15 protein-coding genes and 1 pseudogene are annotated in these 15,185 nt (G+C 59.7%); 2 read left to right on the top strand and 14 right to left on the bottom strand.

The features are described from left to right. Positions 1 to 63: 63 nt before the first annotated feature. Together ACIP1G_RS02755 and ACIP1G_RS02750 are read left to right on the top strand one after the other, a co-directional pair. Positions 64 to 1,206 (top strand): annotated as a pseudogene (locus tag ACIP1G_RS02755) (hypothetical protein); the annotation flags it as partial. Between the two features lie 126 nt (positions 1,207 to 1,332). Next, entirely contained in the window at positions 1,333 to 2,061 is a 729-nt protein-coding gene (locus ACIP1G_RS02750; RefSeq protein WP_400733824.1) for a methyl-accepting chemotaxis protein, read from the top strand. A 49-nt stretch (positions 2,062 to 2,110) separates the two neighbouring features. On the opposite strand, the gene ACIP1G_RS02745 is transcribed toward ACIP1G_RS02750, so the two are convergent. From ACIP1G_RS02745 to ACIP1G_RS02680, 14 genes are all read right to left on the bottom strand, one after another. Beyond that, positions 2,111 to 2,536: a carboxymuconolactone decarboxylase family protein gene (locus tag ACIP1G_RS02745; protein ID WP_392510090.1), complete on the bottom strand. Its 426-nt coding sequence runs from the start codon at positions 2,534 to 2,536 to the stop codon at positions 2,111 to 2,113. Positions 2,537 to 2,595: 59 nt separating this feature from the next. Further along, the gene (locus ACIP1G_RS02740; RefSeq protein WP_400733465.1) at positions 2,596 to 3,885 is read right to left on the bottom strand and encodes an MFS transporter; all 1,290 of its coding nucleotides are present in this window, start codon (positions 3,883 to 3,885) and stop codon (positions 2,596 to 2,598) included. Between the two features lie 60 nt (positions 3,886 to 3,945). Next, complete coding sequence (locus tag ACIP1G_RS02735) at positions 3,946 to 5,118, bottom strand: NADH:flavin oxidoreductase (protein WP_400733823.1); 1,173 nt, start codon at positions 5,116 to 5,118, stop codon at positions 3,946 to 3,948. Positions 5,119 to 5,146: 28 nt separating this feature from the next. Beyond that, complete coding sequence (locus ACIP1G_RS02730; protein ID WP_400733463.1) at positions 5,147 to 5,707, bottom strand: nuclear transport factor 2 family protein; 561 nt, start codon at positions 5,705 to 5,707, stop codon at positions 5,147 to 5,149. Beyond that, the gene (locus tag ACIP1G_RS02725) at positions 5,704 to 6,522 is read right to left on the bottom strand and encodes an SDR family NAD(P)-dependent oxidoreductase (protein WP_400733461.1); all 819 of its coding nucleotides are present in this window, start codon (positions 6,520 to 6,522) and stop codon (positions 5,704 to 5,706) included. The genes ACIP1G_RS02730 and ACIP1G_RS02725 overlap by 4 nt, the downstream gene beginning before the upstream one ends. A gap of 8 nt (positions 6,523 to 6,530) precedes the next feature. Then, complete coding sequence (locus ACIP1G_RS02720; protein ID WP_400733459.1) at positions 6,531 to 7,316, bottom strand: SDR family NAD(P)-dependent oxidoreductase; 786 nt, start codon at positions 7,314 to 7,316, stop codon at positions 6,531 to 6,533. Next, entirely contained in the window at positions 7,313 to 7,930 is a 618-nt protein-coding gene (locus tag ACIP1G_RS02715) for an SDR family oxidoreductase (protein WP_400733456.1), read from the bottom strand. Before ACIP1G_RS02715 ends, ACIP1G_RS02720 begins: the two co-directional genes overlap by 4 nt. A 143-nt stretch (positions 7,931 to 8,073) precedes the next feature. Next, complete coding sequence (locus ACIP1G_RS02710; protein WP_400733821.1) at positions 8,074 to 9,195, bottom strand: acyl-CoA dehydrogenase family protein; 1,122 nt, start codon at positions 9,193 to 9,195, stop codon at positions 8,074 to 8,076. A 10-nt stretch (positions 9,196 to 9,205) separates the two neighbouring features. Beyond that, the gene (locus ACIP1G_RS02705) at positions 9,206 to 10,420 is read right to left on the bottom strand and encodes an acyl-CoA dehydrogenase family protein (RefSeq protein ID WP_400733453.1); all 1,215 of its coding nucleotides are present in this window, start codon (positions 10,418 to 10,420) and stop codon (positions 9,206 to 9,208) included. Between the two features lie 55 nt (positions 10,421 to 10,475). Further along, positions 10,476 to 12,017 carry a class I adenylate-forming enzyme family protein gene (locus ACIP1G_RS02700; RefSeq protein WP_400733450.1) on the bottom strand — a complete coding sequence of 514 codons (1,542 nt, stop codon included), beginning with the start codon at positions 12,015 to 12,017 and terminating at the stop codon, positions 10,476 to 10,478. Positions 12,018 to 12,085: 68 nt separating this feature from the next. Further along, complete coding sequence (locus ACIP1G_RS02695) at positions 12,086 to 12,895, bottom strand: 2-oxo acid dehydrogenase subunit E2 (protein WP_400733448.1); 810 nt, start codon at positions 12,893 to 12,895, stop codon at positions 12,086 to 12,088. 26 nt (positions 12,896 to 12,921) lie between these two features. After that, complete coding sequence (locus ACIP1G_RS02690) at positions 12,922 to 13,152, bottom strand: biotin/lipoyl-containing protein (RefSeq protein WP_392510100.1); 231 nt, start codon at positions 13,150 to 13,152, stop codon at positions 12,922 to 12,924. Positions 13,153 to 13,174: 22 nt separating this feature from the next. Continuing rightward, a complete protein-coding gene (locus ACIP1G_RS02685) occupies positions 13,175 to 14,164 on the bottom strand; it encodes an alpha-ketoacid dehydrogenase subunit beta (RefSeq protein ID WP_400733446.1) in 990 nt (329 codons plus the stop codon). Further along, positions 14,161 to 15,144, bottom strand: coding sequence for a thiamine pyrophosphate-dependent dehydrogenase E1 component subunit alpha (locus ACIP1G_RS02680; RefSeq protein ID WP_400733445.1), 984 nt, complete (start codon positions 15,142 to 15,144; stop codon positions 14,161 to 14,163). The genes ACIP1G_RS02685 and ACIP1G_RS02680 overlap by 4 nt, the downstream gene beginning before the upstream one ends. Between the last annotated feature and the right edge of the window lie 41 nt (positions 15,145 to 15,185).

Genomic DNA, 15,185 nt, shown 5'->3' with positions numbered 1-15,185 from the left:
GAGCCGGATGACCCGCCCCTTCAAACAATAAGAACCGATACCCAATCGGGAAAGGAAGCCAACATGAAATTCTTGCTAACCCCAGCGATCGCGTTAATGAACCGTTTGAACTTCACCTTGAAATCCAGCTTGATCTGCGCACTGCTGCTGGCGCCATTGCTGGCAGCCGAGTATTACCTGACCCGCGATATCTACGAACAAATCAGTACAACGCGGGTTGAACTCGACAGCCTGCGCACACTACGCACGGCACTGGATGTCAGTCGTGACCTCCAAGCGCTGGTCGACCTGTCTGAGTTGCTGCTGGTACATGGCACTACGGGCCGCGCCGCCGATGCAATCAAGCAGGCAGAGGCGCTTGAAGCTGCGGCTATACAGCGGCTGGCCGGCATACCTTGGGACGCGGGTAGTGCACTCGGCGAAAAGCGTGACGCTATCGTTAAAGCGCTAAATGCAGCCGGCCAAGAGGCACGCTGGTCAACCAAACTGGAAGTCCGCCGCAAGCAATTGGCAAATGCATTGAACCTGAACAAGTCGATCATTTCCGAAGCCGGTCTATCTCAAGACGGCAGCCGTGTGATCCGGCAATGGGTAGACCTGGTGACCAGCAGTACGCCGCGTGTCCTCGCAGCGCTGGGCACGACCCGTGGGCTCGGTGCTTTGGTGATGCTTGATCAACAACTTGGATCAGCCAACGCCATACGGCTGGAACAAAACCTGATGACCCTGGGCGGCCTTGAAGACGAATACCGCCAGACACTTGCGGATCTGCAAGAGCCAGCCCTCGCCCAATTGGGCTCGTACAGCTTGCAAACGCTGGTGCAACAGCAGCGCCTGCTGGCCAATGACTTGCTGGTTGGCGATGAACTGAAGGGTACCTGGCAGGCTTTTTTTGTCCAGGTCAGTGAAGAGATGGCCAAGACCCACCAGCTGAACAGCGCCGTTATCGATCAGGTTGGTGAGAACCTGCAAAGTCGCATCGACCGCCAAGTCGTCAACCTGACGACCTTTGTCGCCCTGCAGGCGTTGTTGCTGTTGGCCATAGCCTACTTGTTCGGTGGCTATTACATGTCCATTCGAACCTCGCTCCAAGGGCTGGGGAAGCTGCTCGAGCAGGTCGCCAATGGCGATATGACGGCCGCCTACGTACCACCGAGCCGGGACGAGCTGGGCGATCTCGGGCGCACGCTTGCTCGCGCCCTTGCCCGGATACGCGAACTGATCGTTGGCGTCAGCGCCACCGCTGCACAGGTGGCACGCAGCGCTGCGCAGGTCGAAGTGCACTCGGTTGATGGCTACCAGGCAATTTCAAGTCAGCGCGATCAGCTCGGCATGCTGGCAACGGCCATGAGCCAGATGTCGGCGAACGCTGAGTCGGTTGCGGGGAATGCGGCACTGGCTGTGGACAGCGCTCAACAGGTCAATCAGCAGACTATTACCGGCCAAACCTTGGTGGATTCACAGGTATGCGCGATTGCAGACCTTAGCGGGGAAATGGAAAAATCGGTCACGGCCATCAACCAGCTTGCCCAGAACAGCCATGAGATAGGTCGCATCGTCGAGGTCATCAACAGCATCGCACAACAGACCAACTTGCTCGCCTTGAATGCCGCCATCGAAGCGGCGCGTGCCGGCGAGCAAGGCCGTGGTTTTGCAGTGGTTGCCGATGAAGTTCGTACCCTCGCCAAGCGCACTCAGGAGTCCACCCGCGAAATCGAGGGCATGATCGAAATGCTAGGGCAAGGAGTCGGTGTCGCTGTCAAGACCATGAACGCCAGCCACGAAAAAGCGAACCTGTGCAGGGCCCAGTCGCAGCAGGTGGAAAGTGCCTTGGGCAACGTCCTGACTTGTACTGGCGCCATCCTGGATCAAAGCCGGCAGATCGCCGCTGCGGCTCAGCAGCAGAATGCGGTTGCCATTGAGATGGATCGCAATATCCTGGAAATCAACCGTACGGGCGAGTGCACTGCGGCGGGAGCAGGTCACTCCGAGAAGGCGTCCCGACAACTGTCAGTGTTGGTTTCACAGCTAAAAGATGCCGTAGGCCGGTTCAGCGTATAGGAGACTGAAGGGGCGATCCTGGCCGCGGCCGCCCCTTCTGATTACAGAGTTACAACAGGCCTGTCTCAGCAGCGGTCTGCACACCGCCGTCCATACCACGCTCGCGCAGTACCTCTACCGCTACAGCCAGGGCGCTGGATACCGCAGGAAACCCTACATAAGGGACGGTCTGGATGATCACTTCTTGAATGTCATCGGCTGTCAGACCATTGGTGATGCCGAAGCGCAAGTGATTACGTAGTTCTTCGGTCTGGCGCAGCGCAATCAACGTGCTGATCACCACGACGCTACGCGTCTTCAGGTCCAGCCCTGGGCGTGACCATACGGCGCCGAAAGCATGTTCCACTGCCATGCGCCCTACATCCGCAGCAAAACGCCCGGAGTTGACATTCGCCTCCATGGTTTTGGCGAACTCAGGGCCCATCATGCGGACCATCAGGTCATAGCCGGCTTTCCAGTTTTCATTGTCAATCATTTTCAAAGCTCCTGGTCGAATACGAGGCCGGCAGCGCTTGCCGGCCTGCTTTTTGGCTGTCATTTCGAGGGCGCAGCGCTCGCGCTAGATGAGACCTGTGTATCGATTGCGGCTGCGGATACCTGATCGCCGGTCGGGTACCGGCCCATGCCCAGGTAACTGAGCGCGGCCAGCACGAAACAGCCCGCTGCCACCATCAACGCCACGTTGTAGTTGCCGAAATAGTCGTACGAGAGTCCTATCAGCGACCCTTGTATCGCAATCATCACGGCGATACAGAAAACGCTGATGCCGTAGATCGAAGCGTAGGAACGCATGCCGAAATAACGCGCGATCATGAATGCAACGACATCGATCTCGGCGCCCTGCCCTAGCCCCAGCAATATCAACGCAACAATCGCCACCCACGGCTCAAGCGATTCGGGTAGCAGTAACAGACAACCTGCCGCAGGCCCCAGGGTGAAGATGCAGGCCACAAGTGGAGCCCAGATGCGGTCGACCAGCATTCCGGTGACAAAGGCGCCAATCAGCGCTGAGACACCCACTACGCCGATCAGTGCGGCAGCGCTGGCTGCCTCCAGCCCCTTGCCCACCAAAAGCGGCTGAAACTGCGAGAGCAAGGCAACGATCGGTGCATAGTTCAATGCCGAGGCCACGCACACCAGGACCACTTTGTGATTTTTCAATAACCCCCAGAGTGAGATCTGGGCTTTTGCGCCCGCCGGCGCCGAAGTGGGCGCTACGCTCGCACCCCGTATCCAGAGCCAGGCCGTGGGTAACGCAATCAACAAAATGAGTGTACCGAGGGCGACGAAGCCCATGCGCCAGCCGTAGGTAGCGATTATGGCGAACACCGCTGGCGGTAACAAAGCGCCTGATAGCGCCAGGCCAGAGCGAGTGATGGCCAGTGCCAAGCCGCGAGAGCCCACGAAAGCGCCTGTGACTACGCGGGTGAAGGTCAACCCCGTAGTCGCCGCACCGACAACACTGAGCAGCCCATACAACAGGTAGTAAAGCGGTAGCGGCCCATGCATCAGGGCCAACGAAAAGTACGCGCAAGCTGTCAGTAAAAGCCCGCCAATCAATACTGGGCGAACGCCAACGCGGTCCACCAGCCGGCCAAGTACCGGTGCGATCAGTGCGGCGGCAAGGCTGGCGTTTTGTGCCAGCGATATGTCGCCTCGGCTCCACCCGAAAGCTTCCTGAAGCGGTGCCACGAACAGACTGGACACGGATGGCCAAACCGAAAGGCACATCCCCGTGCCTATCAGTGCCGCCAGCCCAAGGCGCCAGTGCTCGCGCCATTCGCGCATCGCGACACGCCATTGATCGTTGTTATGGGCAGTCATGCTGCACCCTCTTGTTATTGGAATGAGGCGACGCACGTTAGGTGATCGCAGCTGGATGTGTCAGTTAAGGACCGACAGCGCTTCGTTGGAAAACGTATCGAAACCAAGGCCCAGGCGTGCCTTGCGCGCCCAGTGCGGATCCTGTAGCAGTGACCGACCAACGCCCACCAGGTCGAACTCACCGCGGTCAAAGCGCTTCATTAACGCAGGCAAGTTGTCGCTGGCCTGCGCCCCGCCCTGTTTGTTGCTGTCATACATCCCGTTGTTCAGGCCAATGCCGCCAACTGTCATGGACAAGCACCCGGTCAACTTCTTGGCCCAGCCGGCGAGGTTCAACAGGCCATCTTCGCCACCTTGATCGGGGAACTCGGAACGATCGAAGAAGCGCACGCTGGCGTCGAAGACGCTGACGCCCGCATCGGCGATCGGTGTCAGTATCTGTTCCAGCTCTTCGGGGTTGTAGGCAAGCTTCGCCTTGAAATCCTGCTGCTTCCATTGTGAAAACCGGAACACGATAGGCATGTCCGGGCCCACAGCGCTGCGGATGGCACGCACCACCTCGGCTGCAAAGCGACTCCGTTCGCGATGGTTGCCACCCCAGCTATCGCGACGCTGGTTAGTGACCGACCAGAAGAAGTTATCGATCAGGTAGCCATGACCGCCATGAATGGCGATGCCATCGAAACCACAGTCACGGGCGTGCGCAGCACTGCGTGCGTAGGCCTGGATGACGTCGGCGATGTCGCGCTCTGTCATGGGCTGAGTTGGCACCAGCTGGCTTTGCACATAGCTATCCGGGGATGAGGTCAGCCCACCCTGCGGTCCCCAGATGCCCGATGGCCGCATGGAGGCGACCTCTGGGTAAGGCCCTGTGCCCTGGTGGCGCATGACGCCTTGGTGCCAGAGTTGCGGGAAGACCACGCCACCCGCCTCGTGGACCTGCTGCACCACGTGGCGCCAGGCGGCGAGCGCGCTTTCACCGTACAAGTGAGGCAAATCCGATTCGCCGATCCCGGCCTCGCCCAAGGCAGCAGGGTGATCGATCCCGACGGCCTCGGTGATGATCAACCCGGTCTCACCTTCAGCGCGGCGCCGGTAATATCCGGCCACCCTCTCGCCGGGTACACCCGCAGGGCTGAAATTACGAGTCATCGGCGACATGACGATGCGATTTTTCAGCTGAAGCGAGCCGATGCGCAGGGGTTCGAACAATGGAGCGAGTAGCGAGTCCATGGTGTGACACCTCAGATAGAGTGGCGGATCATCGGCGAGGGGCATTGCTGCCAGAACCAGACCAGAAACCTTCCCAGGTTGGAAAACTCGAAGGCAGGCGCGGCTGGTGGCGCTCGGTTGTGTATTTGCCCGGCCAGTTCTGCCACTGGGGATTGCCAGGGCGCTGCAACCAGTCGGTGGAATACCAGTGGCGCTCATCGCGGCGAAGGAAAAACCATTGCCCATCACGACGCTGGTAGTGGTCGAAGTAACAGATGGCCATGACCACCCAGTGCTCGCCGTCCTCATGCTCTGCCCGGCAATACACGGTGCCGGTGGCATGGTCCGCATCCTGAAAATCGATGGTGTGCCCGCAGATCTGGTGAACACAGCGATGGAACGCCTTGAGAATCTGCTCGGAGCCATAGAACGCAGCGAGCGCCTCTCGCCCCTTGCCCCAGCGGCCGCAATCGACATCGTCCACGAACAAGCCAACCAGGCCGTCAAGATCGCGGGAATCCACGGCCAAGGCATAGCGTGCAGGTAACTGGCCTATGGCTAGCTGTGCTTCCACCCGCTCCAGACGCTGCAGCAATGGGTTCTGACTCATGCCGACCGCTCCGCGGCCCAGCGACGCTCATCAGCCACGTACGGTTGATGGGCGAGCAAGCCGCCATCGACGTTGATCACCTGGCCTGTTATGAACTCTGCCTCCTCGCTGGCAAGGAACAGCGCCGCATTGGCGATGTCCGCGACCGTGCCCAACCTCGGCGTCAGATGATGCGACAACATCATCTCGCCAGCCGCCCCTGCATAGTCATCGGCCGTGGCCGGCGTCAGGATCAAGCCAGGCGCAACGGCGTTGCAGCGGATACCTTGCTTGCCATGTTGTGTCGCCACATAACGGGTCAGGCTCTCAATACCTGCCTTGGATACCGCGTAGGCGCTGTAGCCCATTGCCCCTGCCTGCGCTGAGCCAGAGCTGGTATTGATAATCGAGCCACCACCGTTTTGCAGCATCGGCGCGAGTGCGTACTTGATCGCCAACAAGGTGCCGCGCAGATTGATACGCATGGTGTCGTCCCAGACCTGGACATCCATTTCCTGAACCGGCGAATCAAGCCGGGATGACAAATGGGTGGCAGCCGCATTGTTGAAGAGAATGTCGACGCCGCCAAATGTTGCCACTGTCCGCTCGATCATGGAGCGGATCGAGCTTTCATCACCGAGGTCCACGCGCACAGAGCTGGCCAGCAGCCCGCTGCGGTACAAGGCATCAGCCTGCTCCGATGCACCTTCTTGGTTGATATCGGCCAGCATCACCCGAGCACCTTCTTCCGCGAAGCGGCGGGCAGTCGCCAAACCGATACCGGACGCAGCCCCGGTCACGATGGCAACCTTGCCTGTAAGTCGATTCATCTTCATTCCCCGCTTCAAACGGCGGTATAGAGGCCGCCATCGACCTGGATTACCTGCCCCGTGATGTACCCCATGCCTTGGCCACAAAGCCCAACCACCGCCCTACCGATATCATTCCGCTCATGGCCCATGCGACCGAGGGGAAAGTTGGCGATGTACGCGTCGCGCAGTGCTGGGTTGCTGTCGAAGAAGGCTGCCGATGCCGCTGTCAGCGCTGATGGCGAGATAGCATTGACCGTGATGCCCTGCGGTCCCCATTCGCGAGCCAGTGCCTTGGTCAAACCACGGATGCCCCCCTTGATCGCGGCATAGGCAGGGTTCAGCGCGGCGCCGTGTAGGCCGAATGTCGAACACAGCAGAATCATGCGGCCGGCGCCGCTGGCGCTTAACGCTTCATGGGCCGATAGCGCGCAATGATGTGCCCCGACAAGGTCAACAGCGACCTGCGCGTCCCAATCCTCGTCTACAAAGTCCTGCAGCTGTTTAGGATGACCAGAGGCGCCGTGGGTGGCGTTATGGACGAGGATATCCAGCCCTCCGAAATGTTCCAGGGAGGCCTTGACTGCGGATTGCATGTCCAGCAGAGACGTGACGTCTGCTTCAATTGCCAGCGCTTCCCCGCCCTCGGCCTGCACCAGTCGAACGGTCTCCTCGCCGGTAGCACCGCGGCGCGCCGCTACCACTACACGCGCACCCGCGGCGGCCAGCTCCAGGGCGATACCCCGCCCGATACCTCCGCCCGCTCCGGTAACCAGGGCAGTCTGCCCCGCCAGGCTGTTGCCAGGCATTGTCTTTTTCATGGGACCATCCATACGCCACCGTCCACTGGGATTGATGCACCTGTCACGGCGCTAGCGCCGACCAGCATCGCGATGGTTTGCACGACCCCCGTCTCGATCCCTGGGACGAACCCTAGCGCAGGCGGTGGTGGGCCCATTTCCGGACTCAGCGGCAGTGCAGCGCCCACCAGCTGTCCAGCGAATACAGTGGGATCGAGCCCAAGCCAATTGAGCCGGATACCCTGCCCTCCCCACTGACGCGCCGCCGACTTCATCATTGCGCGCTGCGCCTCGCTCAAGGCAGACAGGGCAGCAAATCCGCCCGCCCCTGTGAGTGAAAAGTTAGGGCCGATCAGCACCACACTTGCCGAGCCAGGGGTCAATGCTCGCCATACTGCTTGCAAGCAATGACGGCTGGTGCGCAGGGGAGCCAACAAGGCTGAACTCCATTGCTCAGGCGAAAGCGCCACCACGGGCTGGGCATCGCGGCTCTGCGCATTCCCCACGGCCAGAACAACCGCGTCTATGCCGCCCAATGCCAGCTTGGCCCGAGCGACTGCTGCTTCGACAGCCGCAAGGTCAGTGAAATCTTGGTCGGCGTCGAGTACCTGGCAGGCCGCTCCTTGATCACGCATGGCATCCGCCAGGCCGTGTAAACCAGGGCATCCGGGTATCGCTACCAGAACCCTGGTGGTGTTCAGCAACGGCGTGTTCCGTCCTGCCTTACTCATGGCTAGCCCGTCTCATTCAAGTGAAATGGTGGGTGACTACACGACCGTCAGTACCCCTTGGCAAAGCGCGCAAGATGGTGATCAGTGTCACCGAAGCGCTTTTCCAACAGCGTCATGAAGCGGAAATAGTGGCCAACCGGATACTCTTCCGTCATGCCAATACCACCATGCAACTGCACGCCCTGGGCGCAAACAAACCGCCCAGCCTTGCCAGTCGCGGCTTTCGCCGCCGAGACTGCTCGGCGGCGTTCATTGACGGGCTTGTCGAGGTACGCCATGCCGCGGAACAGGATGGAACGCGCGTGCTGCGCCTCTACGAACATTTCAGCCATACGATGCTGCAAGGCCTGGAACTTGCCGATAGGCTGGCCGAACTGATTGCGCGTCTTGATGTATTCGGCCGTCATGTCCATCACCCCGTGCATCACGCCAAGGCTCTGCGCCACCACAGCCAACGCCGAACGGTCGAATGCTTCCTCAAGAATCGGCTGGCTGCGGGCAGGCTCGATGAGCAAGGCAGCCGTTTCCAGCTCAACCCGGTTGAACCGAACATCGGCGGCCCGCGTTCCATCTACCAGGGCATATTCGATGACCTCAACACCGGGAGCCTTGCGGTCGACGATGAATACGGCCGGGTGCTGATAGTCATCCAGGCGTGCAGTGACCAGCAACTTGTCTGCGGAGGGCGCATCGAATACCAATGTCTTCAAGCCATCAAGCTGATAACCATCGCCGGCGCGACGCGCTACGGTATCGTCGATGCAACCCAGCGTGAAGCGTGATCCAGATTCGCTGTCGGCAAACGCGAGCAACATCCGCCCCTGGACCAGGGCTGGCAGCAAATCCTTGCGGTGGTAGTCGCTGCCCGAGCGGTCGACGATGCGCGCGCACAACATCACGCTGCTGATGAAAGGCTCCAGCACCATGCCCCGACCAAACGATTCGAGTACGACTGCAGCCTCGACGAATGAGCAGTCCAGCCCGCCAACATCCTCCGGCAGTGTCAATGCCAGCCAGCCAAGTTCGGCAAAAGTTTGCCAATGTTCACGGCTGAAGCCTTCACCAGCAGTCGCCTGATGCCGGCGCTGCTCAAAACCGTAATCCTCGCGGATATAACGCTCTACACCATCGCGCAGCATCAACTGCTCTTCGGAAAGATTGAAATCCATGTGAAAACCCTCAGAGTCCGAAAGCCAGTTTGGCGATGATGTTCTTCTGCACTTCACGTGCCCCGCCGTAAATGGTCGCGGCGCGTTGGAAGAAGTACATGTTGGTACGTCCCAGCATATGGCCTGGCCAGAGATCATCCGCAGCTTCGGGTGCGTCTTGTTCCAACATGTCGTGGGTGAAGAAGCGCAGCGCGCGAGGCCCCATGGCATCGACCTGCAGCTCCGTTACGCGCTGCTGCAGTTCTGAACCTCGCACTTTCAATGTCGAGACAACAGCATCGAGGTTATCGCGCAGCTCTTCCTTGGCGAGAATGCGCAGTACCGACCATTCGAGCGCCAGAATGTCGCATTCGATTTCCGCCACTTTCCGAGCGAACGCAGGCGTTTCCAGCAGCGGTACACCGTCAACCATTTCAGAGCGGGCAATGGCCTTGGCTTTCTCCAGCTCGCGCTTGTTGAAATAAATGAATGCGCTGGAGGTCCGCTCCTTCTCCAGAAGGTACTTCGCATAGGTCCAACCCATGCCCGGCTCGCCTACCAGTTGCTCCTTGGGAACTCGGACGTTTTCCAGGAACACTTCGGTCAAGCCATGCCCACCGTCGATTGAAATGATCGGCCGCACGGTGATACCGGGGGTTTTCATGTCGATGAGCAGGAACGAAATACCCCGTTGTGGCTTGACGGTCGAATCAGTGCGAACGAGGAAGAAACCCCAGTCGGCAATCGTCGCATCGCTGGTCCAGATTTTCTGGCCATTGACCACGTAGTGCGTCCCGCTTTCGTCGAGTTCGGCACGGGTTCTCAGGCTGGCCAAATCCGAGCCAGCGTTGGGTTCGGAGAAGCCTTGGCACCAGAACACCTCGCCTGCCAGCAGAGGCGGGAGGAAGGTTTGCTGCTGCCACTCGTTGCCAAACGCAATCACCACCGGGGCCATCATGTGGGTGCCTTGCCAGCCGTAGTCCAGGCCATTGGCATTGAGCATTTCCTCAAGGAAGATATGCTTGCGAATGGGTGACCAATCGGTACCACCATGGGCCTCGGGCCAGTGCGGGGCGCCCCAGCCTCTTGCGTGAAGGGTCTTCTGCCACTGACGCAGCACATCGCGGGGCGGAGGGTGTGCACCCACGTAGCCGAAGTGCGCTACTTCGGGGCTTACGCTTTCTTGAAAAAACTGCCGGACTTCCTGACGGAAGCGCTCATCCTCGGGGCTGAATTCGAAATTCATACTGCAGTCTCTCATTGTCGATGAAGGGTAGGTCTGGCGGCAGCATGATCTTCACCTAACCATGGCTAGCGTGAGCGCGTTGACGCAGCGCCACCTTGTTGATCTTGCCGGTGGCGATGCGCGGCAGTTCGCTGACGAACTCGATGGCCTTGGGGCATTTGTATCCTGCAAGGACCGACTTGCAGTGGCCGATCAGTTCGGCCTCGCTGAGGTGTGCCCCAGTTGTTGCCACGATGAAGGCTTTCACCGCCTCACCCCACTTGCTGTCCGGGATGCCAATGACCGCGGACTCAACAACTTGGGGATGCAGCTCAAGCGCGACTTCAACTTCTCGGCTGTAAATGTTTTCACCGCCGGAAATGATCATGTCTTTCTTGCGATCGACCAGGAAAAGGTAGCCATCAGCATCCTGGTAACCCATGTCACCGGTGTGGTACCAGCCGTCACGCAGCGCTTCCATGGTCGCTACCGAATTGTTCCAGTAGCAGGTCAGTTGGGTATCGGAGCGCAGCAACACCTCGCCAGGCACACCTTGGTCGCAGTCGCGGCCCTCGTCATCGACGATGCGCAGGTCGAACCCGGGGCCAGGGATACCCACCGACTCCAGTCGTCTGATCTGGTCGGCGCTGCCATACGGATCTACCTCATGGCGTGGTAATGCACAGGCATTGCTTTCGGTCATTCCATACTGGACCGAGAAAATCGGGCCGAGCTTTTCAATGGCACGTTTCAACAGCGGCACCGGAATGGGCGCCGCAGCCGTGACCACATGATCGAGGGACTTGAGGCAGAACTGGTCTATCTGTGGCTGGTCAAGGAACGATTGCAGCATGGCGGCAACCATGAAGGTGAACGTCACCCGTTCATCCTCGATTGCCCGCATTGCCGCGAGCGGATCGAAGCCCGCTTGCACCACGGTTGAACCACCCACCCACGCTGCGGAATTGACAAAGCCAATACCGCCGATATGAAAGGCCGGAGTGGTCTGCAGTACCCGCGTCGCACCGCTGAACCCGGTGACCAATGCACAGGTTTCTGCCGTTCTGCACATGGCGTGGTGAGTTCGCACCACGCCTTTCGGCGTGCCGGTGGTGCCGCTCGTGTACATCAGATAGGCGAAATCTTCGGGCTGCGAACGGATAGGAGGCCCCGCCTCGTCGCCGTCGCTGACGGCTTGCTCGAACGGTGTAGCCCACTGTGGGGTTACGCCAATGCAAATAAAGTGTTCGATCGTGGGCAGCTCGCCACGCAGCTGGTCGACCAATGCCGTGTACTGTGCTTCGAACACCAGCACCTTGGGCGAGGCATCCTGGAGAATGTAGTGAACTTCCCGCGCCGCCAGGCGGAAGTTCACCGTTGCCGCAATAAAGCCCGCCCACTCACAGGCACGATAAGTTTCAAAGTACTCGACACAGTTGGTCGACAGGATTGCCACACGGTCCTGGCGGCGCAGGCCAGCTCGATAGAGATGGGATGAAAGCCGACGCGCACGCACGGCCAGTTCAAGATTGCTAACCCGGCGCGACGCGCTGGTGAAAGCATTGCCAGCAGGAAAATAGCGAGCGTTGCGCTCGGTCATCTCACCAAGAGTCTTCATCGAAATTCCGTCATTCTTATCAGGCTGTTGTAGAACGGATTACGTTTATGCAGGTGCAAAGTGTGCGGTCAGCACTCCAAGGCGGCAGGGTCTGCCAGCAACTCGGCCAGCCTGGCAGTAAAGCGTGCGGCGTCGGCACCGTTGATTACCCGGTGGTCATAGCTCAACGACAACGGCAGCGTTTGGCGCCACTCTATGGCGTCGCCAGCACCGCGACGGGGTTTTTCCTGTGTACGCGTAACCCCAAGAATGGCCACCTCCGGCGCGTTGACTATCGGCGTGAAAGCAGTGCCACCGAAGCTTCCCAACGAGCTGATGGTGAAGCAACCGCCAGTCATTTCGGCCATGGCCAGGCCTTTCTCTCGGGCCTTGGCAGAGATGGCCTGCAGCTCGGCCGCCAGCTCATGAATGGTCTTGCGGTCGCAATCACGAAGCACCGGTACCAGCAGGCCAAACTTCGTATCAACAGCCACACCGATGTGGAAATACTTCTTCAGCACCAGGTTCTTGCCACTGCCGTCCAGTGATGCATTGAACTGTGGCAGGCTCTGCAGCGCGCCAACAACGGCCTTGATCAAGTAGGGCAGCAGGGTGAGCTTGGTAGTGGCCCCGGCCTCGTTGAGCGCCTTGCGGCGGACGTCGAGTTCGGTAATGTCAGCATCATCATGGTGCGTGACATGGGGAATCATCACCCAGTTGCGCGCCATGTACTTGCCCGTCAACGCTTGCACACGACTGAGCGGCCGCGTCTCGATCTCGCCAAATTCGCCAAAATCAACCTGCGGCCAAGCTGGCAGATCGCTACCGAACTTTAGCGGTGCAGCTGGAGCGGCTTGGGTGTTACTGGGCTGTTTGGCCGCTGGGCTCTCGACACTCATTAGCTTCTCCCTACCTGACTGACGTTTCAGACGATCTCGGCCAACACCGTACCAACCTCGTAGGTTTCACCGGCCTGAGCGATGATCTTCAAGGTGCCACTCGCCGGAGCCTCGACCTCCTGGATCGACTTGTCGCTTTCCAGGGCATAGATGATTTGCCCTTCCTCCACGGTGGCGCCATCTGCAACCAGCCATTCGGACAACGTACCTTCATTCATCGAAAAGCCCAGTTTGGGCAGCAGGATCTGGGTGCTCATGGCTGTTTCCTTAGGTTTAATTTCACTTGAGCGTTGCGCGGACTGCCGCTTCAATCTGCTCGAGGCTGGGAACATGTGCGTCTTCAAGCGGCTTGGAGAAAGGCACAGGCGCATAGTTGGACCCTACGCGCTGGACGGGGGCCTTAAGCTGCCCATAGAGCGATTCGTAGATCAGCGAGGCGATTTCGGCACCGACCCCGAACGGCTTGACCGCTTCATGGACGATCACCGCACGGCCGGTTTTGGCTACCGAAGCGAGGAAAGTGTCGGTGTCCAATGGCGAAATGGTGCGCAAGTCGATCACTTCGGCCGAGATACCATCAGCCGCCAGTTTCTCTGCCACTGCGCAGCAGTCCAGGACGCGGCGGCTGTAGCTGATCAGCGTGACATCGGTACCTTCGCGCAGGATATTGGCCTTGCCCAGCGGGATCTTCTTTCCACGCTCTGGCGCAGGGCCTGGTGTCCAGTAGGTCGGCATGTTTTCGATGAACAGGACCGGGTCGTCGTCCTCGATCGCCGAGAGCATCAAGCCGTAGGCATCAGCAGGGCTGGACGGGGCCACGACCTTGATACCGGCGGTGTGGGCGAACCAGGCCTCCAGGTAGTCGGCGTGCTGCCCACCGGTGCCGAAGCCCGCACCGGTCATGGTACGGATGACCATGGGTACGTGGGTTTGGCCGCCTGACATGAAGCGCAGCTTCGCGGCATGGTTGATGATCATGTCCATGGCCACGGTGGTGAAGTTCATCAGCATGATTTCTGCCACTGGGCGCATGCCGACGATGGCCGCACCGATAGCCGCACCGATAATCGCCTGCTCGGAAATCGGCGTTGAGCGTACCCGCGAATCACCGTAGGTTTGGGACAGCCCGCGGGTGACGCCGACGATGCCGCCCTCCTCCTTGTCACCGACATCCTCACCAAGGACGATGACGTTTGGATCGGCAGCCATGGCGTCGTCGAGCGCCAGGTTGATCGCCTGGATGGTATTGAACTTGGCTGGCTGGTTCATACGTTCACCTCGTCCTTGAAGATGTCGCGCTTGAGCTCTGCGAGATCCGGATAGGGGCTGTTCAATGTAAATTCCACGGCTTCGTCGATTTCGCGCTCGATAGCGGCTTCCATACTGGCAAGGTGGTCTTCGCTGGCCAGGCCAGTAGCGATGAGCCAGTTACGCAGCAGTGGCACTGGGTCCTTGGCCATCCAGGCTTCTTTCTCGCCCTTGTCCATGTAGCCGTCAGCGTCACCGAACACGTGGCCATGGAAGCGGAAAGTCTTGGCTTCGATCAGTGTCGGCCCTTGGCCGTCGCGCGCACGGTCGACCGCTTCGCGGGCTGCTCGGTAGGTGGCCACCGGGTCGTTGCCATCTACCGTGATGCCGGGCATCGAATAAGCCGCTGCGCGCTGTGCGATGTTTGCCACGGAAGTGCCGTAGGCATACTTGGTGTGCTCGGCGTAACCGTTGTTCTGGCACACGAAGATCACTGGCAATTTCCACACCGACGCCATGTTCAGCGCTTCGTGGAAGGCGCCAATGTTGCTCGCGCCGTCACCAAAATACGCAACGGTGACGCGCTTCTCACCGCGAATCTGCGCGGCGAGGGCCAGGCCGTTGGCTATCGGCATCGAGCTGCCGACGATACCGGTGGTAACCATCACCCCCGTGGCCGGGTGGGTGACATGCATAGGGCCACCTTTGCCCTTGCAGGTACCGGTCGCACGGCCACCAAACTCGGCCCAGAGGTCCTTGAGCGGGATACCTTTGGCGATCATGTCATGCACGCCGCGGTAGATGGTGCAGATGTAATCTTCGTTGTTCAGGCATGCCGATACTGCCGAGGGAATCACTTCCTGCCCGCGTGGCGAGTAATACGGCATGACCAGCTTGCCGGACTTCAACACTGCACGAAAACGGTCGTCATTCTGTTTGATCCGCGTCATGCGCTGGTAGATGCCGACCAGGATCTCGCCTTCTGCAACTGAGGCTGTCATTTCAATGCTCTCCATTCGAACCGAATCACAAGGCTGAGTAC

This window comes from Pseudomonas sp. NPDC089392 (assembly GCF_044749595.1).
Taxonomy (GTDB): Bacteria; Pseudomonadota; Gammaproteobacteria; order Pseudomonadales; family Pseudomonadaceae; genus Aquipseudomonas.
This window is presented reverse-complemented; position numbering and strand designations above follow the sequence as displayed.